This is a genomic window from Amycolatopsis sp. NBC_00345 (assembly GCF_036116635.1).
Lineage (GTDB): Bacteria > Actinomycetota > Actinomycetes > Mycobacteriales > Pseudonocardiaceae > Amycolatopsis.
Map to the genome: position 1 here is coordinate 4,723,904 of NZ_CP107995.1, position 20,313 is coordinate 4,744,216.

Here is a 20,313-nt window from a genome sequence, read left to right on the forward strand (position 1 = left end):
TCGGTGGCCCGGCCGGTGGCGTCGAGGAGGCCGAGCGCCAGCGCGACACGACATCGAGGTGCCGAGCAGGGAGACGGTACGAGCGGCCAGGAACCCCCGGAACGGCGCCTGCAGCAGCGGGGAGGCGATTACGCGCACCACGCGACTTTGGCCTGACAGGCGGCCGGCAGCACACCGGCGGTGAAACGCGGAACGCCGCCGTCCACAAGGGATCGGCGGCGTTCCGGCAGTGCCGGTCCAGATCAGAGCATCAGACCGGGATGACCGTGGGCACGATCATCGGGCGGCGGCGGTAGGTGTCGGCGACCCAGCGGCCCACCACCCGGCGCACCGCCTGCGCGATGCGGTGGGTGTCGGTGATGCCCTCGGCCTCCGTGCGCGCCAGCTCCATCTCCACCAGCGGCACGACCGAGTCGAGCGCCTTCGGGTCGTCGGAGAAGCCGCGGCCGGACACCGTCGGGCTGCTGACCGCGCGGCCGGTGTTGGAGTCGACGGCGACGCTGATCGAGATGAAGCCGCCCTCGCCCAGCACCAGCCGGTCGGACAGGGTCGACTCGCCGACGTCGCCGACCGAGAGGCCGTCCACGTACACGTGCCCGACCTCGACGCGGCCGGTGCGCGAGGCCTTGCCGTCGACCAGGTCCACGACCACGCCGTCCTCGGCGATCACCACGTTCTCCGGCGCCACGCCGGTGCGGATGGCCAGCTCGCCGTTGGCGCGCAGGTGCTTCCACTCGCCGTGCACCGGCATCACGTTGCTCGGGCGCACCGCGTTGTACAGGTAGAGCAGCTCGCCCGCGGACGCGTGCCCGGAGACGTGCACCTTGGCGTTGCCCTGGTGCACGACGTTCGCGCCGAGCCGGGTCAGGCCGTTGACCACGCCGAACACCGCGGTCTCGTTGCCCGGGATCATCGAGCTGGCCAGCACCACGGTGTCGCCGGAGCGGATCGAGATCTGCCGGTGCTCGCCGCGCGCCATGCGCGAGAGCGCCGAGAGCGGCTCGCCCTGCGACCCGGTCGAGACGAACAGGACCTTGCTCTCCGGCAGCGCGCTCGCCTGGTCGAGGTCCACGAGCAGGCCGTCCGGCACCTCCAGCAGGCCGAGGTCGGCCGCGATGCCCATGTTCCGGACCATCGAGCGGCCCACGAACGCGACGCGCCGGCCGTGCCGCACCGCGGCCGCGAGCACCTGCTGCACGCGGTGCACGTGGCTGGCGAAGCAGGCGACGATCACGCGCTGGTCCACGCGGCGGATCACGTCGTCGAGCACCGGGCCGATGTCGCGCTCCGGCGTGACGAACCCGGGCACCTCGGCGTTGGTCGAGTCGACGCAGAACAGGTCCACGCCCTCGTCGCCGAGCCGGGAGAAGCCGGCCAGGTCGGTCAGCCTGCCGTCGAGCGGCAGCTGGTCGAGCTTGATGTCGCCGGTGTGCAGGACCACGCCCGCCGGGGTGCGGATGGCGACCGCCAGCGCGTCCGGGATGGAGTGGTTGACGGCGAAGAACTCGAGGTCGAACGCGCCGACCTTGCGCCGCTCGCCCTCGCGCACCTCGGTCAGCTTCGGCCGCTGGCGGTGCTCCTTGGCCTTGGCCGCGAGCAGCGCGTTGGTGAAGCGCGAACCGTAGATCGGCAGGTCCGGGCGCAGCCGGAGCAGGAACGGGACGGCGCCGATGTGGTCTTCGTGCCCGTGCGTGAGCACCAGGCCGTCGACGTCCTCGAGCCGGTCCTCGATCGCCCGGAAGTCCGGCAGGATCAGGTCGACGCCCGGCTGGGTGTCCTCGGGGAAGAGGACACCGCAGTCGACGATCAGCAGTCTGCCGTCGTATTCGAAGACGGTCATGTTGCGCCCGACTTCGCCGATGCCGCCGAGCGCGACTACGCGCAGGGCGCCTTCCGGCAGTTTGGGCGGGAGGTTCGTGGGGCCGGGGCCGGGGGGAAGTGAGCTCACCGGGGCAGGGTCCCAACGCTGGTGTGTGAGGTGGGGGCCACGTAGGCCGCCTGGGAATCCGCTTGTGCCACCCGTGCACCATGCCAGTCCGAGGCCGCCGTGTCCCCCAGCGGCACGCCGCCCTGGGCAAGATCGGCCGCGATCAGCTGCAGCTGCTCGTCGGTGGCGGGCACGATCGGCAGCCGCGGGTCGCCGATGCCGAAGCCGCGCAACCGCAGCGCGGCCTTGGCGAAGGCGACCCCGCCGACCCGGGAAAACGCCCGCAGCACGGGCAGCATGCCGCGGTGGTTGGTGCGCGCGGTGGAGTTGTCGCCGTTCTCGTAGGCGTCGATCATCGCGCGGATCCGGCCGGCCACCACGTGCCCGATGACGCTGACCACACCCGCGCCGCCGACGGAGATCCACGGCAGGTTCAGCCCGTCGTCGCCGGAGTAGTAGGCGAGCTGGGTGCTGGCGATCACCTCGGACCCGGCGATCAGGTCGCCCTTGGCGTCCTTGACCGCGACGATCCGCGGGTTCTCGGCCAGCCGCAGCAGCGTGTCGACCTCGATCGGCACGATCGAGCGCGGCGGGATGTCGTAGAGCATGACGGGCAGCTCGGTGGCGTCCGCGACCGCGGTGAAGTGCGCGAACAGCCCGGCCTGGCTGGGCCGCGAGTAGTACGGCGTGACCACGAGCAGGCCGTGGGCGCCCGCCTCGGCGGCGGCGCGGGCCTGCTCGACGCTGTGCGCGGTGTTGTTCGTGCCGGCGCCCGCCACCACGGTGGCCCGGTCGCCGACCGCTTCGACGACGGCGCGGATCAGGGTGGCCTTCTCCGTGTCGCTCGTGGTGGGGCTCTCGCCGGTGGTGCCGTTCAGGACCAGGCCGTCGTTACCCAGCTCCACGAGGTGCTCGGCGAGCTCCTGGGCCCGCTTGACGTCCAGCGCCCCGTCACTGTCGAAGGGGGTGGCCATCGCGGTGAGCACACGCCCGAACGGCCGTCCTGGCGCTGCGGTAGGTGGGGTGGACATGGTGATGACGGTACCTCCTCAAATCAGCCAACCCCCTCCCGACCTGGTGCGGCTCCGGGAACTGCGGAGATTTTCCTCCCCCGGCGCGCAGGCGCCGGAACTCTTCGCGTGGCGCTACTTGACCTTGGTGGTGATCTGCGCCGGGATCTGCCCGTTGCCGGTCCGGGCGAGCACGCAGTAGAACTCGCGGCTCGGGCTGTCGCTCGTCTTCTCCGGGATCAGGTTCCACTCGCGCTCGGTCGGCACGAGCGCCCGGTAGGTGAGCCCGGCGCGCTGCTGCGCGGGCACCACCGACGAGGTGAACGACGTCGCGCAGCGCGCCTCGGCGGCCCGGCTGATCGCCTCGAGCCCGGGGTACGCGGCGACCTGGGCGTCGTCGTCGCTGTAGTTCTCGACGGGCAGGGCCTCGGCGCTGTCGTAGACCTCGAGCGTGTGGCTCTTCTTGCACTCGACGTTGTTGTCGTCGCCGATCACGATTCCCTGCTGGACCACGGCGTTGTAGCAGGGGTCGTAGTTCCGCAGCGCGGTCTTGAGGTAGCCGTCCGGACCGTAGGTGACGGTGGGCAGCATCTGCGGGTCGGTCTTCGGCGACCACACCGGCTTGCCGAGGAAGAAGCCGCCGGCCAGCGCGGCGACGACGAGGACCGCCGCGCCCGCCGGCCACCAGCCGCGGCGGCCGCGCTTCGGCGGCTGCGACGCCACGCGGGTCATCGGCTGGGCGGCCGGGTGCGGCATCGTCACGCTGCCGGGCACCGGCGTCGGCGGCTGGCCGGCGGCGGTGGCCAGCAGCGCGCGGGCCTGCGGGGCGGTCAGCCGGGCCTCGGGCTTCGCCACGAGCAGGCCGAGCACCGCCGCGGCGAGCGCGCCGCGGCCGCGGGTGAGGTACGGGACCTCGGTCATGATCGCGTGCAGGGTCGCGGCCGTGGTCGGCCGTTCGAACGCGACGATGCCTTCCACGGCGAAGAACAGCGTCGCGCCGAGCGACCACAGGTCCGACTCCGGCATGGCCTCGCGGCCCTCCACGCGCTCGGGCGCCATGAACGCGGGCGAGCCCACGATCACCCCGCTGGTGGTGAGCCGCGGATCGTCGATGGCGTGCGCGATGCCGAAGTCGGTGAGCTTCACCCGGCCGTCCGGCGCGACCATGATGTTCGCGGGCTTGACGTCGCGGTGCACGATCCCGGCGGCGTGCGCGGCCTGCAGCGCCGCGAGCACGCGGTCCCCGATCGCCGCGGCCTGCGCGGCGGGCATCGGGCCCTGGCTCCGCACCAGGTCGGCCAGCGTCGGGGCCTCCACCAGCTCCATCACGATCCACGTGGTGCCGCCGTCGGTGACCACGTCGAACACCGTGACCACGGCCGGGTCGTTGAGCCGGCCACCGGCGCGCACCTCGCGCAGCACGCGCTCGGAGAACACGGCCGAGCCCTCGCTGTCGGGCAGCCGCAGCTCCTTGATCGCGACCTGCCGGCCGATCACCTGGTCCTGGGCCCGCCACACCACGCCCATGCCGCCGCGGCCGAGTTCGCCGAGCAGCAGGTAACGGCCGGCGACCACCCGCGCTCCGGGAGCCGGGCCGGTCGGGTCGTGCGGGCGGGTCTGTTCGTCGGTCACTTCGGCGGTGCTCCTCGATCCGGGTTCGCGCGGATGGTAGTCCGACCCTCCGATCGCGTTCCCGGTTCCGCCGTGTTCGCCCGGTTTCAGCCGGTGAACGTCAGGTAGATCAGCACCACGTTCAGCACGATGATCACCGCCGCGACCAGCCAGGCCAGCGCCGTGGTCGGGCGCCGGTTCACCTCCGCGCCCATCAGCGCGGGGTCCGAGGTCAGCCGGATCAGCGGCACGAGCGCGAACGGGATGCCGAACGACAGGACCACCTGCGAGACGACCAGCGCGGCGCTCGGGTCGGCGCCCAGCCCGAGCACGAGGATCGCCGGGGCGAGCGTGACGAGCCGGCGCAGCAGGATCGGGAATCGCTTGCGCAGCAAGCCTTGCATGATCATCGCGCCGGCGTAGGCACCGACCGAAGTGGACGCGAGCCCCGAGGCGAGCAGCCCGATCGCGAACAGCAGCGCGATGCCGGGGCCCAGCGCCGTGGCGACGGCGCCGTGCGCGCCCTCGATCGAGTCGACGCCGGTCTGGCCCTGCAGGTTCGTCGCGGCGAGCAGCAGCATGCCGAGGTTGACCGCACCGGCCAGCAGCATCGCCAGCCCGACGTCGACGCGGGTCGCGCGCAGCAGCCGGTGCCGCTGCTCGGGCCCGGCCGCCCCGTGCCGGTCGCGGACCAGGCCGGAGTGCAGGTAGACGGCGTGCGGCATCACGGTGGCGCCGAGCATCGCGGCGGCGATCAGGACGCTGCCGGACCCGTCGAAGCGCGGCAGCAGGCCGCTCACGACGCCGGACGCCGACGGCGGCTCCACGAACAGGCTGGCCAGGAACCCGATGGCGATCACCGCGAGCAGCCCGGTGACGACCCGTTCGAAGGTCCGCTGGCCGCCCCGGTCCTGGACCGCCAGGAGGGCCAGCGACACCGCGCCCGTGATCAGCCCGCCGACGACCAGCGGCAGGTCGAACAGCAGGTTCAGCGCGATCGCGCCGCCGACCACCTCGGCGAGGTCGGTGGCGACGGCGACCACCTCGGCCTGCGCCCAGTAGGCCAGCCGAGCCGAGCGTGGCAGCCGCTCCCGCAGCGCCTCGGGCAGCGTGCGGCCGGTGACCAGGCCGAGCTTCGCCGAGAGGTACTGGACCAGCACGGCCATCAGGTTCGCCGCGACGATCACCCACACCAGCAGGTAGCCGAAGCGGGCGCCCGCGCTGATGTTGGACGCGACGTTGCCGGGGTCGACGTAGGCGATGGACGCGACGAACGCGGGGCCCAGCAGCGCCGAGCCCGCCCGCAACCGGGCCAGCCGCCGCGGCCTCGTTGCTTCCGCCACCGCCATCACGTCACCCCTCGCCGGCTGTCGGGCTTCCTAAGTTGAAGTTTAGGCGTGCCGAACTTTTCGAAGCAAGGGTGTCGTCGGCCACTGCGCTCCCCGCGCCGCTCCCCCGCGCCACGACGCGGCGAAGGCCCCCCTTACCCGCGTGGGCGGCGTCGGCAAGGCCTCCTTGACCAAGTCGGCGATGCCCTGAAGGCCACCATGAGGGCATCTACGTCCCTGAAGGTGGCCTTCAGGGACGTCACCAGCACCCGCTGCGGCCCCGAGCACCGGCTCGCATCCCGAACGCAGTCAAGGCCTCCTTACCCGCGTGCCACGCGGGTAAGGAGGCCTTGACGGATCCGGCGGATGCTCAAGCGGGCAGCGCGACCTCGTGACCGCTGTCGCGGAACGCTTTCACGGCGAGTTCGAGCTCAGCCGCACGCACGAGGATGTGATCGGTGTCGAAAGTGGACAGTGAGAACAGGGCGACGCCGGCCGCGGCCAGTTCCGAGGCCAGCGCCGAGATCACGCCGGTGAGCGTGAACTCCAGCGGGCCGCGGACGCTCAGCAGCCGCCAGCCGTGCTCGACCACCCCGCCCGCGGGCTCCCGGCCGGTCGGGCAGATCACCGAAAGCTCCTCCGACGTGCGGGTGACCGAGACGAGGGCCGGCTCGCCGGGCACCAGCAGCTCCGCCGGCACCGGCGCGTCGGCAGGCAGCCGCACCACCGAGTAGTCCCCCGGCCGGACATCGATCGCGAGGCGCTTCATCAGCCTTCGAGGACCTTCGGGCTGGACGCGACCTCGGTGCCGTCGGGCAGCGTGGAGATGGTGAAGTCGGCGAACACGTTGGCCGCGGCCTTCTGCAGCTCGCGCAGGCAGTCGATGGCCAGCGCGCGGATCTCGACGTCGGCGTGCTCGGTCGCGCGCATGGCGACGAAGTGGCGCCAGGCGCGGTAGTTGCCGCTGACGACGATGCGCGTCTCGGTGGCGTTCGGCAGCACCGCGCGAGCGGCCTGCCGGGCCTGCTTGCGGCGCAGCGTGGCGCTCGGCGCGTCGGAGAACTTGTCCTCCAGGCCGGCCAGCAGCTCGCTGTAGGCGTCGACACTCGCCTGCGCGGCCTTGAGGAACTTCTCGTGCAGCTCCGGGTCGTTCGCGATCACGTCCGGCTCCACGAACGCGGCGTTCTTCTCCGGCACGTACCGCTGCGAAAGCTGCGAGTACGAGAAGTGCCGGTGCCGGATCAGCTCGTGGGTGAGCGAGCGCGAGATGCCGGTGATGTAGAAGCTCACCGAACCGTGCTCCAGCACCGAAAGATGGCCCACCTCGATGATGTGGTCGATGTAGCCGGCGTTGGTCGCCGTCTTCGGGTTCGGCTTCTTCCACGACTGGTAACACGCACGCCCGGCGAACTCGGCCAGCGCCTGGCCGCCGTCGGCGTCGGTCGACCACGGCACGTCCTCCGGCGGGAAGAACTCCGTCTTCGCGATCAGCTGAACCCTCGGCGACACGGTCTCGGCCACGTCAGCAACTCCCTACTCCTCTGCGACTCCGACCGGCAGCGTAACCGGGACCCCCGACAGCCCCGGGATGACACCGCGTGGTGTCACGGATTTCTTGACTGACGCCACCGATGACGTCATAGTGATGTCATGGACCTGACGCCGTACATCGCGAACCTTCGCGAGGACCTCGCGAACACGGCCTCCGCCGGGGACGAGCAGACCCGGCGAGCGGCCGCCCTGCTCTCTGCCGCACTCGAACCCGCGGTCCGGCTGACGCTGATGAACGCGCTGGCCGACCTGGCCGCGGAGGTGACCGCAGCCCTGCCCGGCCAGGTGGTGGACGTCCGGCTCGACGGCCGCGACGTCCGCGTGGTCGTCACCGGCGGCGCCGAGGAGACGCCGCGGCCGGAGCGCCCGCAGACGCCGCCACCCATCGACGGCGGTGACATCACGCGCATCACGCTGCGGCTCGTCGAGCAGATCAAGGGCCAGGCCGAGCAGGCCGCGGCCTCGCAGGGCGTGTCGCTGAACACGTTCGTCGCGCAGGCCGTGCAGGGGGCGCTCGGCCAGGGACAGCAGCACCACCAGCGCCACGGGCAGTGGCGCCAGGGCAGCCGCACCGAGACCAAGCTGCACGGCTGGGTCGAGGGCTAGGAGGGGAATTCATGAGCGACGAGAACGAGGACACCACCTCGGCGGGCACAGCTCCCGCCGCCGGGTCCGACCCGGGATCCGCCGCCGGAGCCGGCGCGGAGGCCGCTGCTGGAACTGACACCACGGCCGCTGCCGGAACCGACACGGGATCTGCCGCTGGAACTGACACGGGGACCGCTGCCGGAGCCGACACGGCGTCCGGCGCTGAGACTGGCACGGGGGCGGCCAAGGAATCCGGCGCCGGGGCTGATGCCGGGTCCGCCGCGGACCCGGGCCGGTCGACCGGCGGGTCCACCGGCACCGCCCGGTCGCAGGAGTTCGACGCGGACGGGCCGCTGGAGCTGGACGTCGGCGTCACGATCGGGCGAGTGGAGCTGGTGCTCGACCGCGCGTCGGGCGCGAGCGTCGAGCTGTGGCACGACTCGGGCGAGCAGCCGCCGTGGGTCAGCGGGGTGTCGAACCTGCTGTCGTGGGTCGGTGAGCGTTTCGGCGACCAGCTGGGCGTCGACCCGAGTGGCTCGGCCGCCGAGGCCGTGCAGCAGGCGCGCATCGAGAAGACGGGCAACCGGCTCGTGGTCCGGGCGCCGAAGGCGTGGCAGCTGCGCAACGTGCCGCTGTCGGTCAAGGTGCACGCGCCGTCCGGGTCGCACGTCGAGGTCCGCGCGGGGGCGGCGGACGTCACGGTGACCGGCTCCGCGGGCCGCGCCGACATCCTCACCGGGTCCGGCGAGGTCGTGCTGGAGCGGGCCGACGGCTCGGCGATCGTGCGCACCGGCACCGGCGGGGTGAAGCTCGGCCCGACACTCGCGGGGCTACAGCTGCGCACCGGCAGCGGTTCGGTGGAGGCGTCGTCGGTGGCGGGGTCCGCGACCTTGGCCACGGGCACGGGTGACGTGTGGCTGGGCGCGGTCGCGGGCGAGGTCATGGCCCGCACCGGCAGCGGCGACCTGTCGGTCGCCGAGGCGGCGTCCGGCTCGCTCGAACTGATCACCGGCTCGGGCGAGGTCCGGATCGGCATCCGCGGCGGCGTCGCGGCCGAGGTCGAGCTGGCCTCCGCCGCGGGCCGGGTGTCCAGCGAGCTGGAGGTCTCCGACGTACCACCTGAAGCGGGCGTGGCACTGCGCGTCCGCGCGCGCACCGGCACGGGCAACGCGGTAGTCACCCGCGCGGCCGGCTGAAAGGGGGAAGCGGCGGGCCGTCCGGGTCGGGGGTGACCGGGCCGGCCCGCCGCTTCATGCGCTCTGGGGAATGTGGTGCGGCGTAAGGGTCTATCGCCTCGCACGGTGGGACGCGGGGCCGGGATGATCCGTGCCCCACCGGGCTCTGCCAGGATCAGTGCCCCGGAACGAGGGGGATCCGATGCGGCACACCTGGACCGACAAGGCCGTCCATCGCTCCCGGCTGCGGGGGTGCCTGCTGGCCGGCGGGCTCGGCGACGCGCTGGGCAACCCGGTCGTTTCCCTTTCCCGGCACCAGATCGAGGCGAAACACGGCCCGCGCGGGATCACCGAGCCGGTGACCGACGCGGACGGCGTCGCGGTGGTCACGAGCGGCACCCAGATGTCGCTGTTCACCGCGGAGGGCTTTCGCAACGGGTACGTGCAGGTGAGCGAGCGCGGGATCGACGGCGCGATGTCCGCGCTGGTGCGCGAGGCGTACCTGCGCTGGCTCGACACCCAAGACCACCCGGCGCCGCCGCCGGTGCTGAGTGCCGACCATCGCGTCGGGCGGCTGCGGCTGGAGCCGTGGCTCTACGTGCGGCGCACACCGGGGCCGGAGTGCCTGTCCGGGCTGCGGTCGGGGCAGGTGGTGAAGCCGTTCGCTGAGCCGTCCGGGCAGCCGGGACCGGTCAACCCCGGCTCGAAGGGTTACGCCGCGGTGGTGCGCTCCGCGCCGTTCGGCTTCCTCGGCGACGCGCCCTACGCGTTCCGGCTCGCCGCCAGCTGCGCCCAGCTCACCCACGGCCACCCGACGGGCTACTACGCGGCGGGCGCCTTCGCCGCGATCATCGCGCACCTCGTCGCGGGCGAATCGCTGGACGGCGCGGTGCTGCTGGCCTTGCGGGAACTCGCCCGGCACCCCGGCCACGAGGAGACGGCCGAAGCCCTGCGCCACGCCCTCGACCTCGCCGCCGAGGGCGAGCCGACCGCGGAGAAGGTCGAACGCCTTGGCACAGGCCGGATCGCGGAGGAGGCGCTGGCCATCGGCGTCTACGCCGCACTGGTCCCGATCGGCAGCCCGCGGGTCCCGACCGGCAGCACGCAGATCCCGGCCGCCGGTGCACAAGTCCCGATCGGCAGCCTGCAGCCGGAGGACGACATCACGGCCCGCTTGTGCTTGTCCGTCAACCATTCCGGCGCCGGCGACTCAACCGGATCGCTCTGCGGAAACCTGCTCGGCGCCCGGCACGGCGACGTCAACCTGCCCTGGCACTGGCTTTCCCGCCTCGAAGGCCGCGCCGTGATCGCCCAGGTCGCCGACGACTTCGCCACGGAAACCAGCCAAGCCGACCGCCGCTGAGCACTCAGCCGACCTCTTTCTTCAACGCCGCAGCCAGATCCCCTCGCTTCCCCACCACAACCCCGTCCAGCCCCAGCCAGGACGCCATGAGCTTCAGCTCCCCCGCCAGCTCCGCGGCCACCCGGCGCTCGTCGACGTCCGGCTCGGCGAAAGCGCCCTGCACAAGCAAAACCCCGGCCGCGCGGTCGGACTTCAGGTCGACGCGGGCGGACAGCGCGCCGTCCAGCAGGAACGGGAACACGTAGTAGCCGTGGACGCGCTTGGGCTCCGGGACGTAGATCTCGATGCGGTAGCGGAAGCCGAACAGCCGCTCGGTGCGGTCGCGCTCCCAGATCAGCGGGTCGAACGGGCACAGCAGCGCGCGGCCGGTCACCGAACGCGGGGCCCGCGCTTCACTGTGCCGGTACGCGACCGCGCGCCAGTCCTGTACCTGCACCGGTTCCAGCGTGCCCGCCTCGACCAGGTCCGCGACGGCCTGGCGCGTGACGTCCGGGCCCAGCCGGTAGTAGTCCCGCAGGTCGGTCTCCGTGGCAATGCCCAGCGCGCGGGCCGAGCGGTCGATCAGGCCCCTCGCGCCCTCGGCCACGCTCACCTGCCGGGACAGGATCTCCGGCGGCACCACCCGCTCGGTCAGGTCGTACAGCCGCTCGAACGAGCGCCGCGTGCCCGTGGTCAGCTGCCCGAGCCCGAACAGGTACTCGCACGCCTTCTTCACCACCGAGCGCTCCCACCACGCGCCCGGCCCACGGCCCGCCACGTCGGCCTCCAGCGCCTTCTCGATCCCGCCCGCGCCGATCGGCCCCTGCTCCTTGACCACCGCCAGCACGTCTTCCAGCAGCCCGGGCACCGTCTCGACCACGCTGGTGTAGTGCCGCCACCAGCCGTCGCGCTTCGCGCCGGAACGCAACAGCGGCCAGTCCTGCACCGGGAGCAGGCTGGCCTCGTGCGCCCACGACTCCACCAGCAGCCGCGGACGGCGCGCGGTGTGCGCCCACGCCGCATCGTCCACCAGCGCCGGCTCGTAGGCGCCCAGGCGCGAGAACACGGGCATGTAGTGCGCGCGCACGGCGACGTTCACGGAGTCCAGCTGCAGCAGCTGGGTCCGCGACAGCACCTTGGCCAGGTGCCGGCGGGTGGGTGCCGTGGCGGGGCGGGGGTCGGCGAACCCCTGTGCGGCCAGCGCCGTGCGCCGGGCCACCGGAAGGCTGATCGTCTGCATGATCCCGCCATGGTGCCAGCCACCCCCGACAGTTTCCGGCGGGCGACGGGTAGATTGCCCGCGTGAGTGCCGCCGAAGTCCGTCCCGCGACCCCGTCCGACGCCGCCGAGATCGCCCGGATCCAACGGCTGACCTGGCGGGCGGCGTACACCGACCTGCTGGGCGCCCAGGCCATCGGCGAACTCGACGCCGCCGACCTCGAAGGCACCTGGACCGAGACGATCGAGTTCCCCGGTTCGCTGGTCTACCTGGCCGTCGAAGGCGAGTTCACCGTCGGCTACTGCGTCGCCGGCCTGGCGCCCGAAGACGAGGTCGCGGCCGCGGACGGCACCGCGCCCGAGGACGCCGCCGCCACCGGGCTCATCGCCGCGCTGGTCGTGGAGCCGCGCTGGGGCCGCCGCGGGCACGCCGGGCGCCTGCTCGGGACGGCCGCCGCCGGGCTGCGCGAGGCCGGCCTCGAACGCGGCATCGCCTGGGTCGCGCAGTCCGACCACGCCACCCTCGGCTTCTACCGCCGCACCGGCTGGGCGCCCGACGGCACCGTCCGCACCCTCGACACCGGCAGCGGCATGCTGCGCGAGGTCCGGCTCACCGGCACGCTACGGCTGGAGCTCACGCACTGACTCGTCGCGCGGGGCGAACACCACCCAGCGCAGCACGCAGTACATGAACACGCCCTCGCAGGCGCCCGCGACCAGCCGCGACAGGTGGTACTCGACCCCCAGCGCGGTCAGCCCGGCCCCCACGCCGAGCAGGAACGCCGCGTAGTTGACGCCGATCGCCACGACGTAGCGCACCGCCTGCCGGCCCACCGGCGCGTGCGAGCGGAAGTTCAGGGCGCGGTTCAGCACGAAGCTCAGCCCGAACGCCACCACGTACGACAGGCTGATGGCCAGCCACACCGGCCAGCCGAGCCCGCCGTGCAGCAGCGTCAGCAGGAGCAGGTCGACGCCGAAGGTGCAGCCGTTGATCACGGCGAAGCCGAGGAAACTCGGCGCCACGAACCGGGACAGCCCGAACGGCAGCACCCGCACGACCGCCGCGCAGGCTTCGGCGAAACGATCGGCGAAAGGTGTGTCCCCCACCCCGTCAGCCTGGCAGCGGCAGGTGGCCGGAACCCGACGTCCACGTGATCTTCTGGTGTCCGCCCCCGGCCGAACAGGGGGGTTAACCCCCGTGACCTTTTCGTGACGGCTGCTAGCTTGGAATGACCGGAATCACTTACGGGGGGAGGCACGATGGGCTGGCTGCTGATCACACTCGGCGTCGCGTTCGGCTCGGCCATCGTGCCGATCGTGAACGCCGAACTGTTCGTGGTCGGCCTGTGCGCGACCCAGCAGAACCCGCACTGGCTGTGGCTGGGCGCGGCCGTGGCGGTCGGCCAGATCGCCGGGAAGCTGCTGTACTTCCTCGCCGCGCGCGGCAGCATCAAGCTGCCGAAGTTCCTGCACGACCGGCTGCACCAGGTCCGCGAGCGCCCGCTGACCGCCCGCCGGGAGCGCTGGCACCGGCGGACGAAAGTCTTGCGCACCAAGGTCGAAGCCCTGCGCGAGCGCTGCCGGCGCCACCCGAACTGGATGGCGGGCACCTACGGGGTCAGCTCGCTGGTCGGGCTGCCGCCGTTCATGGCCACCAGCGTGCTCGCCGGGATGGTGCGGATGCGGATGAGCACGTTCCTCGCCGCCGGGCTCGCCGGGCGCTGGGTGCGGTTCAGCCTGCTCGCCGCGTCACCCGCGCTGTTCGCCGGCTGGCTGCACTGACCCAGCACGGATCGGCCGCCAGGACAACCCCTACTCCGCGCCGACCCCTGTTTTTCCACGGTCGGCCAAGCCTTTTCAGCGGTCGGCGGCTTCCAGATCGACGGCCTTGCGCATGGTCGCGCGGGCGCGCCGGCGGTCCCCCGCGACGTCGTAGGCGTAGGCGAGGCGGTACCAGGCGCGCCAGTCGCCGGAGTTCTCCTCGACCTCCGCGCGACGGCCCTCGAACCACTCGTCGGCGGCGTCGCGGTCGACCCGGCCGGACGGGCGGCGCGGCAGGTCGGACACGTCGGGCAGGCCGCCTTCGGAGTCCAGCCGCCGCGAAAGCCGCTGGATCTGGACGCCGGAGCGCCAGGTGGCCACGACGATCCACACCCCCAGCAGCGGCAGCAGGAACACGCCGACGCCGAGCGCGATGCCGGCCGCGGAGCCGGTGGCGAACAACGCCACCGCCCGGTCGGCCAGCAGCACCAGGTACACCACCAGCGCCGCGGTCAGCAGCAGCGCGACGTTACGGGCCCTCACAGGTCGAGCACGTTCTCCAGGCCGACCGTCAGGCCGGGCCGCGAAACCACGGAGCGCACGCCGAGCAGCACCCCGGGCATGAACGACGTCCGGTCGAGCGAGTCGTGCCGGATGGTCAGGGTCTCCCCCTCTCCGCCGAACAGGATCTCCTCGTGCGCCACCAGCCCGGGCAGCCGGACCGAGTGCACGGGCACGTCGTCGATCCGCGCGCCGCGGGCACCGTCCAGTTCGGACGTCGTCGCGTCCGGGCCCGGCTCGAGCCCGGCGGCCTTGCGCGCGGCGCCGATCATCCGCGCGGTGTGCGAGGCGGTGCCGGACGGCGCGTCGGCCTTGCGGTTGTGGTGCAGCTCGATGATCTCCGCGGACTGGTAGAACTTCGCCGCCTGAGCTGCGAAGCGCATCGCCAGCACCGCGCCGAGCGCGAAGTTCGGCGCGATCAGCACCCCGAGCGACGGCTTCGGCTCCAGCAGCGAGCGCAGCGTCGCCAGCCGCTCCTCGCTGAAGCCGGTGGTGCCGACCACGGCGTGCAAATCGTGCCGCACCAAGTACTTCAGGTTGTCCATGACGGCGTCGGGGTGCGTGAAGTCCACGACCACCTGCGCGTCCGCGAGCGGCGCGAAGTCGTCGCCGGCGTCGAGCGCGGCCACCACTTCCAGGTCGGGCGCGCCCTCGACGGCGTCCACCACCGTCTGTCCCATGCGGCCGCGCGCGCCCAGCACGCCGACGCGGATCGGAGACTCGGTCATGACGCGATCACCTCGTGCAGATCGTCCGGCAGGTCGTCGGCGTGAGCGTACGGCCCCACCACCGCGGCGGCCGACACGCCACCGGGGCGGCGCAGCAGAGTGCGAGCCAGCGCACACACCTCTTCGGTGGTGACCGCGTCGATCCGCGCGACGGTGTCGTCCACGCCGAGGTACTGCCCGTAGTTCAGCTCGCTCTTGCCGATGCGCGACATGCGCGACGCCGTGTCCTCCAGGCCCAGCACCAGCCCGCCGCGCAGCTGGCCCTTGGCCCGCGCCACCTCGGCCTCGCCGAGCCCGTCGGCCGCGACCTGGTCGAGCACCTCGCGGATCACGCCCGCGACCTCGCCCAGCTTCTCCGGCTGACAGCCCGCGTACACGGCCATGTGGCCGGTGTCGGCGTAGCTCGCGACCGAGGAGTACACCTGGTACGCCAGCCCGCGCCGTTCGCGGATCTCCTGGAACAGCCGGGAACTCATGCCGCCGCCGAGCGCCGCGTTGAGCACCGACAGCGCGAACCGGCGCTCGTCGTGGCGAGACAACGACTTCAGGCCGAGCATCACGTGCGCCTGCTCGGTGTCGTCGGTGTGCAGCGCCAGCTTCGGCACGGTGAGGATGCGCGCGCGCCCGGACCGCGCCGGCACCGGGGTGCCCGCGCCGTTCAGCCGGTCACGCAACGCCTTGCGCACCAAGCGAAGCACCTGGCCGTGCTCGACGTTGCCCGCCACCGCCAGCACCATCCGCGGCATCCTGTAACGGCGTTTGTAGAACCCGCGCAGCGCGGCCGGCGACATGTCCGTGATGGACTGCTCGGTGCCCAGCACCGGACGGCCCAGCGGGTGCGCGCCGAGGATCGCGCCGACGAACGTCTCGTGCAGCAGGTCCTCGGGGTCGTCGTCGCGCATGGAGATCTCTTCGAGCACCACGCTGCGCTCGGTGTCCATGTCACGGTCGGTGCAGAGCGCCTCGAAGACGACGTCGGTGACCAGGTCCATCGCCAGCGGCAGGTCCGCGTCGAGTACCTGCGCGTAGTAGCAGGTGTGCTCCTTGGCGGTGAACGCGTTGAACTCGCCGCCGACGGCGTCGATCTCCTCGGCGATCTGCGTCGCGTCGCGGTTGGCCGTGCCCTTGAACAGCAGGTGCTCCAGGTAGTGCGCGGCGCCGGCGACGGCCTGCGGCTCGTCGCGTGAGCCCACGCCCACCCACAGCCCGACCGTGGCCGAGCGCGAGGCCGGGACGTGCTCCGTGATCACCCGCAGCCCGCCGGGGAGCACGCTCCGCCTGACCACCGCACCGTCCGAAGTGGACTCGAGCGTGCGGGTACTGCCGACGGGCTGCTCGTGCCCGGAAACCTGCCGTGCCATGGGTTCCTTTACTCACCTGCGCCGAAGGCCCCCCACCCGGCCGCTCGTGAGTGTTTATGACGGTTAGAACCGTCATAAACACTCACAAGCGGCCACGGGGCAGGAGGCCTTCCGCGGGACTGCTGCTTCAGGGTGCGAAGCGGTCTTACTTGGCTTCGGCCTTCTCGGCCTCGGCCGGGGCGTCGGCGGGGGCGGCTGCCTCGGCAGCGTCCTCTTCCTTGACCACGATCAGGCTGATCTTGCCGCGGTTGTCGATGTCGGCGATCTCGACGCGGAGCTTGTCGCCCACGTTGACCACGTCCTCGACCTTGTTGATCCGCTTGCCGTTGCCCAGCTTGGAGATGTGCACCAGGCCGTCCTTGCCCGGCAGCAGCGAGACGAACGCGCCGAACGCGGCCGTCTTCACCACGGTGCCGAGGAAGCGCTCGCCGACCTTGGGCAGCTGCGGGTTGGCGATGGCGTTGATCAGGTCGATCGCCGCCTCCGCCGACGGGCCGTCGGCCGCGCCCACGTAGATCGTGCCGTCGTCCTCGATCGAGATGTCGGCACCGGTCTGCTCGGTGATCGAGTTGATCATCTTGCCCTTCGGGCCGATGACCTCGCCGATCTTGTCCACCGGGATCTTCACGCTGGTGACGCGCGGCGAGTACGGGCTCATCTCGTCGGGGCCGTCGATGGCCTCGTTGATGACCTCGAGGATGGTGAGCCGGGCGTCCTTCGCCTGCTTCAGCGCGGCCGCGAGGACCTCCGACGGGATGCCGTCGAGCTTCGTGTCGAGCTGCAGCGCGGTGATGATGTCCTTGGTGCCGGCGACCTTGAAGTCCATGTCGCCCATGGCGTCCTCGGCGCCGAGGATGTCGGTCAGCGCGACGTACCGCGTCTCGCCGTCGACCTCGTCGGAGATCAGGCCCATCGCGATGCCCGCGACCGGCGCCTTCAGCGGCACGCCGGCGTTGTACAGGCCCATGGTGGACGCGCAGACCGAGCCCATCGAGGTCGAGCCGTTGGAGCCCAGCGCCTCGGAGACCTGGCGGATCGCGTACGGGAACTCGTCCCGCTTCGGCAGCACCGGCACCAGGGCGCGCTCGGCGAGCATGCCGTGGCCGATCTCGCGGCGCTTCGGCGAGCCGACGCGGCCGGTCTCACCGGTGGAGAAGGGCGGGAAGTTGTAGTGGTGCAGGTAGCGCTTGTGCGTCTCCGGGGAGAGCGAGTCGATCTGCTGCTCCATGCGGAGCATGTTCAGCGTGGTGACGCCCAGGATCTGCGTTTCCCCACGCTCGAACAGCGCCGAGCCGTGCGCCCGCGGGATCACCGCGACCTCGGCCGACAGCGACCGGATGTCGGTCAGGCCGCGGCCGTCCATCCGGATCTTGTCGGTGAGCACGCGCTTGCGCATGATCTTCTTCGACAGCGCCTTGAACGCGGCGCCGATCTCCTTGTCGCGGCCCTCGAAGGCCTCGCCCTCGCCCAGGCCGACCTTCGCCAGCACGGTGGCCTTGACCTCGTCGGTCGCGGCGTCGCGGGCCTGCTTGCCGGCGATCTGCAGGGCGTTGGCCAGGTCGTCGGTCGCGATCGCGGCGACGGCCTCGTAGATGTCCTGCTCGAAGGCCAGGAAGACCGGGAACTCGCCGGTCGGCTTGGCGGCGTCCGCGGCCAGGCGCTGCTGCGCCTCGCACAGGACCTTGATGAACGGCTTGGCGGCCTCGAGGCCCTCGGCGACCGAGACCTCGTCCGGCGCCTTGCCGCCCGCGGCGATCAGGTCGAGCGTGTGCTCGCTGCCCTCGGCCTCGACCATCATGATGGCGACGTCGTCACCGACGATGCGGCCGGCGACCACCATGTTGAAGGTGGCCTTCTCCAGTTGCGACCAGGTCGGGAACGCGACCCACTGGTCCTCGATCAGCGCGACGCGGACGCCGCCGACCGGGCCGGAGAACGGCAGGCCGGCGATCTGGGTCGACGCCGAGGCGGCGTTGATCGCGAGCACGTCGTACGGGTCGTCCGGGTTGAGGCTCTGGACGGTGATGACGACCTGGATCTCGTTGCGCAGGCCGTCGGCGAACGACGGGCGCAGCGGCCGGTCGATCAGGCGGCAGGTGAGGATCGCGTCGGTCGACGGGCGGCCCTCGCGGCGGAAGAACGCGCCGGGGATGCGGCCCGCGGCGTACATGCGCTCCTCGACGTCCACCGTCAGCGGGAAGAAGTCGAAGTGCTCCTTCGGGTGCTTCGACGCCGTGGTGGCGGAAAGCAGCATGGTCTCTTCGTCGAGGTACGCGACCACGGCGCCGGCGGCCTGCTTGGCCAGCCGGCCCGTCTCGAAGCGGACGGTGCGGGTGCCGAAACGGCCGTTGTCGAGAACGGCTTCGGTTTCGTGCACGGTGACTCCGGTGGAGTCGGTCATAGGGTGTATCTCCTCTTTAGTTCCTTCGTACGACGCGAGTCTCCCATCCTGGGACCCGTTTCGCCTGAGGACGCTCGAGGAGTGAGGCCGGTCTTCGATCGAAGCCCCCGGGCCGTCTGCCCGGGAACCACTACCGAGGACCGGCGGACGGTTCCTCCAGCGCGCTCGCGCCGCCTGTGGGTGGTACTAGACCGAGGGGGAGCGACCGGCGGTCACTCCCCCTCGGGTTGAAGCTATCGGCGCAGGCCGAGGCGCTTGATCAGCTCTCGGTAACGCGCCACGTCCACCTTCTCCGTGTAGTTCAGCAGCCGGCGGCGACGGCCGACCAGCAGCAGGAGGCCACGACGGGAGTGGTGGTCGTGCTTGTGCTCCTTGAGGTGCTCGGTGAGCCCGACGATGCGCTTGGTCAGCAGCGCGACCTGCGCCTCGGGGGATCCGGTGTCCGAGTCGTGCAAGCCGTACTCGGCCAGGATCGTCTTCTTCTCATCGGTGGACAGTGCCACTGGGGTAACTCCTCATGCTCATCAGTGCCGTGGGGCCCGCACCGCGCTGCGCGGCCGGGTAGCCGGTCTCGGCCGCCACGGACTGCAGCCGGACCCGATCATTGAGATTACCAGCCGTGTGATCTGCGTCTTCAGGCGCGGTGCAGGGGGAACGCCGCGACCTCGCGGTACGGGCGGCCGTCGCTCGCCATCAGCACCACGCGCCCGGCGGTCCAGGCCCGGCCGGCGAACCCGGCGAGCCGCCGCGGCCACTCCCCCGGACCGCGTTCGCGCGGGAACCGGGCGAGGGTGAGGTGCGGGCGATAAGGACGGCCGGCCTCCGCGCCCACAGCATGCGCGAGCTCGGCGAGGCCGTCTCCCATGGCTTCCAACCACAGGACGCCCGGAAAAGTTCCCGCGGCGCCGAGCCGGACCTCGACCGGCGGCCGTCCGGCCAGCGCGGCGCTCAGGTAGGAGGTGCGTTCGGCGACGTCGGCCTCGCCGTAGAACGCGAGCGTCACGTGCCAGCCCGCGGGCTCGGCCCAGCGCAGCGCGGGATCACCGTCACCGAGGGCTTGCGCCACCGCGGCGGCGACGTCGGCCGGCGGCAGCAGCGCGGAGAACAGCCGCACCGGCTAATGGCTCGCCCCGGCGCGGCGCAGCAGGTCGGCGATCGCCGGGAAGTCCTCGTCGAGGCGTTTGGCCGCCTCCGCCAGGTCCTCTTCCTCGGCCAGTTCGCGCAGCGCGGCGAGCACTGTCTTGTCGTCGGAGCCGAGCGGGATGTTGTCGCGGCCGACAGTGGGCCGCGCGTCGCGCACGTCCTCCAGCGCCGACTGCATCGCGTCGCGGTTTCCGGCCGCGACCTCCGGCACGAGGATCTTGCGCTCGAGCATGATCATCCGGGCGAGCACCACGGGGTTGCCGATCTTCGCGCGCCGCCCGCTCATCACCTGGCTGAGCATCGGCGCGCTGATGCCGAGCACCTCGGCGAGGAAAGCCTGGGAGACGTCGAAGGCCACCACCAGCCTGCGCACGCGGTCACCGAGCGGCTCCCCGTACCACTCCCGCTGCAGCGCCACGTTCCGCTGAACGATCTTGTGGTCCTCCACCCGTTCCGCTCCCCTAACTGTGCTGTTCGTGCCGATCCGACGGCCACCTTCGGCGGAAACGGGTTCCGACGAGCAGATCGGCTACAGCCCGTGTCCGCCTGCTTTCGGTCGAATCGGCAACCCCGCGTCGTCCGATACCGCCAGTGAGCATCTTGCCACC

The 20,313-nt window shown here is 72.0% G+C and carries 20 protein-coding genes; 5 read left to right on the forward strand and 15 right to left on the reverse strand.

From position 1 onward, the window contains the following. Positions 1–250 precede the first annotated feature (250 nt). The 6 genes from OG943_RS20835 to thyX all read right to left on the reverse strand — a co-directional run bounded on the left by OG943_RS20835 (position 251) and on the right by thyX (position 7,397). On the reverse strand, positions 251–1,948 hold the full coding sequence (locus tag OG943_RS20835; protein ID WP_328611455.1) for a ribonuclease J: 1,698 nt from the start codon (positions 1,946–1,948) through the stop codon (positions 251–253). Then, positions 1,945–2,958, reverse strand: a complete 1,014-nt coding sequence (gene dapA / locus OG943_RS20840) for a 4-hydroxy-tetrahydrodipicolinate synthase (RefSeq protein WP_328611456.1) — start codon at positions 2,956–2,958, stop codon at positions 1,945–1,947. Before dapA ends, OG943_RS20835 begins: the two co-directional genes overlap by 4 nt. Before the next feature lie 114 nt (positions 2,959–3,072). Beyond that, positions 3,073–4,569 (reverse strand): protein kinase domain-containing protein, encoded by a 1,497-nt coding sequence (locus OG943_RS20845; protein WP_328611457.1) that lies wholly within the window; start codon positions 4,567–4,569, stop codon positions 3,073–3,075. Between the two features lie 86 nt (positions 4,570–4,655). Then, positions 4,656–5,897: an Nramp family divalent metal transporter gene (locus OG943_RS20850; RefSeq protein ID WP_328611458.1), complete on the reverse strand. Its 1,242-nt coding sequence runs from the start codon at positions 5,895–5,897 to the stop codon at positions 4,656–4,658. A 349-nt stretch (positions 5,898–6,246) separates the two neighbouring features. Then, positions 6,247–6,645, reverse strand: coding sequence for an ACT domain-containing protein (locus OG943_RS20855; RefSeq protein ID WP_328611459.1), 399 nt, complete (start codon positions 6,643–6,645; stop codon positions 6,247–6,249). After that, complete coding sequence (gene thyX, locus OG943_RS20860) at positions 6,645–7,397, reverse strand: FAD-dependent thymidylate synthase (RefSeq protein WP_328611460.1); 753 nt, start codon at positions 7,395–7,397, stop codon at positions 6,645–6,647. The genes OG943_RS20855 and thyX overlap by 1 nt, the downstream gene beginning before the upstream one ends. 129 nt (positions 7,398–7,526) lie before the next feature. Between thyX and OG943_RS20865 the strand changes: the two genes are divergently transcribed. The 3 genes from OG943_RS20865 (at position 7,527) to OG943_RS20875 (ending at position 10,553) form a co-directional block, all read left to right on the forward strand. Beyond that, complete coding sequence (locus OG943_RS20865) at positions 7,527–8,033, forward strand: toxin-antitoxin system HicB family antitoxin (protein ID WP_328611461.1); 507 nt, start codon at positions 7,527–7,529, stop codon at positions 8,031–8,033. 335 nt (positions 8,034–8,368) lie between these two features. Beyond that, on the forward strand, positions 8,369–9,211 hold the full coding sequence (locus OG943_RS20870; RefSeq protein WP_328612119.1) for a DUF4097 family beta strand repeat-containing protein: 843 nt from the start codon (positions 8,369–8,371) through the stop codon (positions 9,209–9,211). Positions 9,212–9,392: 181 nt separating this feature from the next. Then, the gene (locus OG943_RS20875; protein WP_328611462.1) at positions 9,393–10,553 is read left to right on the forward strand and encodes an ADP-ribosylglycohydrolase family protein; all 1,161 of its coding nucleotides are present in this window, start codon (positions 9,393–9,395) and stop codon (positions 10,551–10,553) included. A gap of 4 nt (positions 10,554–10,557) precedes the next feature. On the opposite strand, the gene OG943_RS20880 is transcribed toward OG943_RS20875, so the two are convergent. Continuing rightward, positions 10,558–11,772, reverse strand: a complete 1,215-nt coding sequence (locus tag OG943_RS20880; RefSeq protein WP_328611463.1) for a winged helix-turn-helix domain-containing protein — start codon at positions 11,770–11,772, stop codon at positions 10,558–10,560. Between the two features lie 62 nt (positions 11,773–11,834). Here OG943_RS20880 and OG943_RS20885 point away from each other — a divergent pair, with 62 nt between their 5' ends. After that, positions 11,835–12,395, forward strand: coding sequence for a GNAT family N-acetyltransferase (locus OG943_RS20885; protein ID WP_328611464.1), 561 nt, complete (start codon positions 11,835–11,837; stop codon positions 12,393–12,395). Here the strand turns inward: OG943_RS20885 and OG943_RS20890 are convergent. Beyond that, positions 12,372–12,857 (reverse strand): GtrA family protein, encoded by a 486-nt coding sequence (locus OG943_RS20890; protein ID WP_328611465.1) that lies wholly within the window; start codon positions 12,855–12,857, stop codon positions 12,372–12,374. The genes OG943_RS20885 and OG943_RS20890 overlap by 24 nt on opposite strands. A gap of 153 nt (positions 12,858–13,010) precedes the next feature. Here OG943_RS20890 and OG943_RS20895 point away from each other — a divergent pair, with 153 nt between their 5' ends. Next, a complete protein-coding gene (locus OG943_RS20895; protein ID WP_328611466.1) occupies positions 13,011–13,532 on the forward strand; it encodes a hypothetical protein in 522 nt (173 codons plus the stop codon). Positions 13,533–13,607: 75 nt separating this feature from the next. Here OG943_RS20895 and OG943_RS20900 read toward each other — a convergent pair whose 3' ends face one another. From OG943_RS20900 to OG943_RS20930, 7 genes are all read right to left on the reverse strand, one after another. Next, on the reverse strand, positions 13,608–14,054 hold the full coding sequence (locus tag OG943_RS20900) for a hypothetical protein (RefSeq protein ID WP_328611467.1): 447 nt from the start codon (positions 14,052–14,054) through the stop codon (positions 13,608–13,610). Further along, positions 14,051–14,800, reverse strand: a complete 750-nt coding sequence (gene dapB, locus OG943_RS20905) for a 4-hydroxy-tetrahydrodipicolinate reductase (RefSeq protein ID WP_328611468.1) — start codon at positions 14,798–14,800, stop codon at positions 14,051–14,053. The genes OG943_RS20900 and dapB overlap by 4 nt, the downstream gene beginning before the upstream one ends. After that, positions 14,797–16,161 carry a M16 family metallopeptidase gene (locus OG943_RS20910; RefSeq protein WP_328611469.1) on the reverse strand — a complete coding sequence of 455 codons (1,365 nt, stop codon included), beginning with the start codon at positions 16,159–16,161 and terminating at the stop codon, positions 14,797–14,799. The genes dapB and OG943_RS20910 overlap by 4 nt, the downstream gene beginning before the upstream one ends. A gap of 145 nt (positions 16,162–16,306) precedes the next feature. Further along, the gene (locus OG943_RS20915; RefSeq protein WP_328611470.1) at positions 16,307–18,562 is read right to left on the reverse strand and encodes a polyribonucleotide nucleotidyltransferase; all 2,256 of its coding nucleotides are present in this window, start codon (positions 18,560–18,562) and stop codon (positions 16,307–16,309) included. 233 nt (positions 18,563–18,795) lie between these two features. Then, positions 18,796–19,065 carry a 30S ribosomal protein S15 gene (gene rpsO, locus OG943_RS20920; RefSeq protein ID WP_091616679.1) on the reverse strand — a complete coding sequence of 90 codons (270 nt, stop codon included), beginning with the start codon at positions 19,063–19,065 and terminating at the stop codon, positions 18,796–18,798. A 131-nt stretch (positions 19,066–19,196) separates the two neighbouring features. Beyond that, positions 19,197–19,676, reverse strand: a complete 480-nt coding sequence (locus tag OG943_RS20925; protein ID WP_328611471.1) for a 2'-5' RNA ligase family protein — start codon at positions 19,674–19,676, stop codon at positions 19,197–19,199. A 3-nt stretch (positions 19,677–19,679) separates the two neighbouring features. After that, positions 19,680–20,153 carry a helix-turn-helix transcriptional regulator gene (locus OG943_RS20930; RefSeq protein WP_328611472.1) on the reverse strand — a complete coding sequence of 158 codons (474 nt, stop codon included), beginning with the start codon at positions 20,151–20,153 and terminating at the stop codon, positions 19,680–19,682. Between the last annotated feature and the right edge of the window lie 160 nt (positions 20,154–20,313).

What these genes read in the sequence shown, in the direction of transcription:
- dapA (WP_328611456.1), bottom strand. Translation starts at nt 2,958, where the DNA reads ATGTCCACCCCACCTACCGCAGCGCCAGGACGGCCGTTCGGGCGTGTG.
- OG943_RS20850 (WP_328611458.1), bottom strand. Translation starts at nt 5,897, where the DNA reads ATGGCGGTGGCGGAAGCAACGAGGCCGCGGCGGCTGGCCCGGTTGCGG.
- OG943_RS20855 (WP_328611459.1), bottom strand. Translation starts at nt 6,645, where the DNA reads ATGAAGCGCCTCGCGATCGATGTCCGGCCGGGGGACTACTCGGTGGTG.
- OG943_RS20865 (WP_328611461.1), top strand. Translation starts at nt 7,527, where the DNA reads ATGGACCTGACGCCGTACATCGCGAACCTTCGCGAGGACCTCGCGAAC.
- OG943_RS20875 (WP_328611462.1), top strand. Translation starts at nt 9,393, where the DNA reads ATGCGGCACACCTGGACCGACAAGGCCGTCCATCGCTCCCGGCTGCGG.
- OG943_RS20880 (WP_328611463.1), bottom strand. Translation starts at nt 11,772, where the DNA reads ATGCAGACGATCAGCCTTCCGGTGGCCCGGCGCACGGCGCTGGCCGCA.
- OG943_RS20895 (WP_328611466.1), top strand. Translation starts at nt 13,011, where the DNA reads ATGGGCTGGCTGCTGATCACACTCGGCGTCGCGTTCGGCTCGGCCATC.
- dapB (WP_328611468.1), bottom strand. Translation starts at nt 14,800, where the DNA reads ATGACCGAGTCTCCGATCCGCGTCGGCGTGCTGGGCGCGCGCGGCCGC.
- OG943_RS20910 (WP_328611469.1), bottom strand. Translation starts at nt 16,161, where the DNA reads ATGGCACGGCAGGTTTCCGGGCACGAGCAGCCCGTCGGCAGTACCCGC.
- OG943_RS20915 (WP_328611470.1), bottom strand. Translation starts at nt 18,562, where the DNA reads ATGACCGACTCCACCGGAGTCACCGTGCACGAAACCGAAGCCGTTCTC.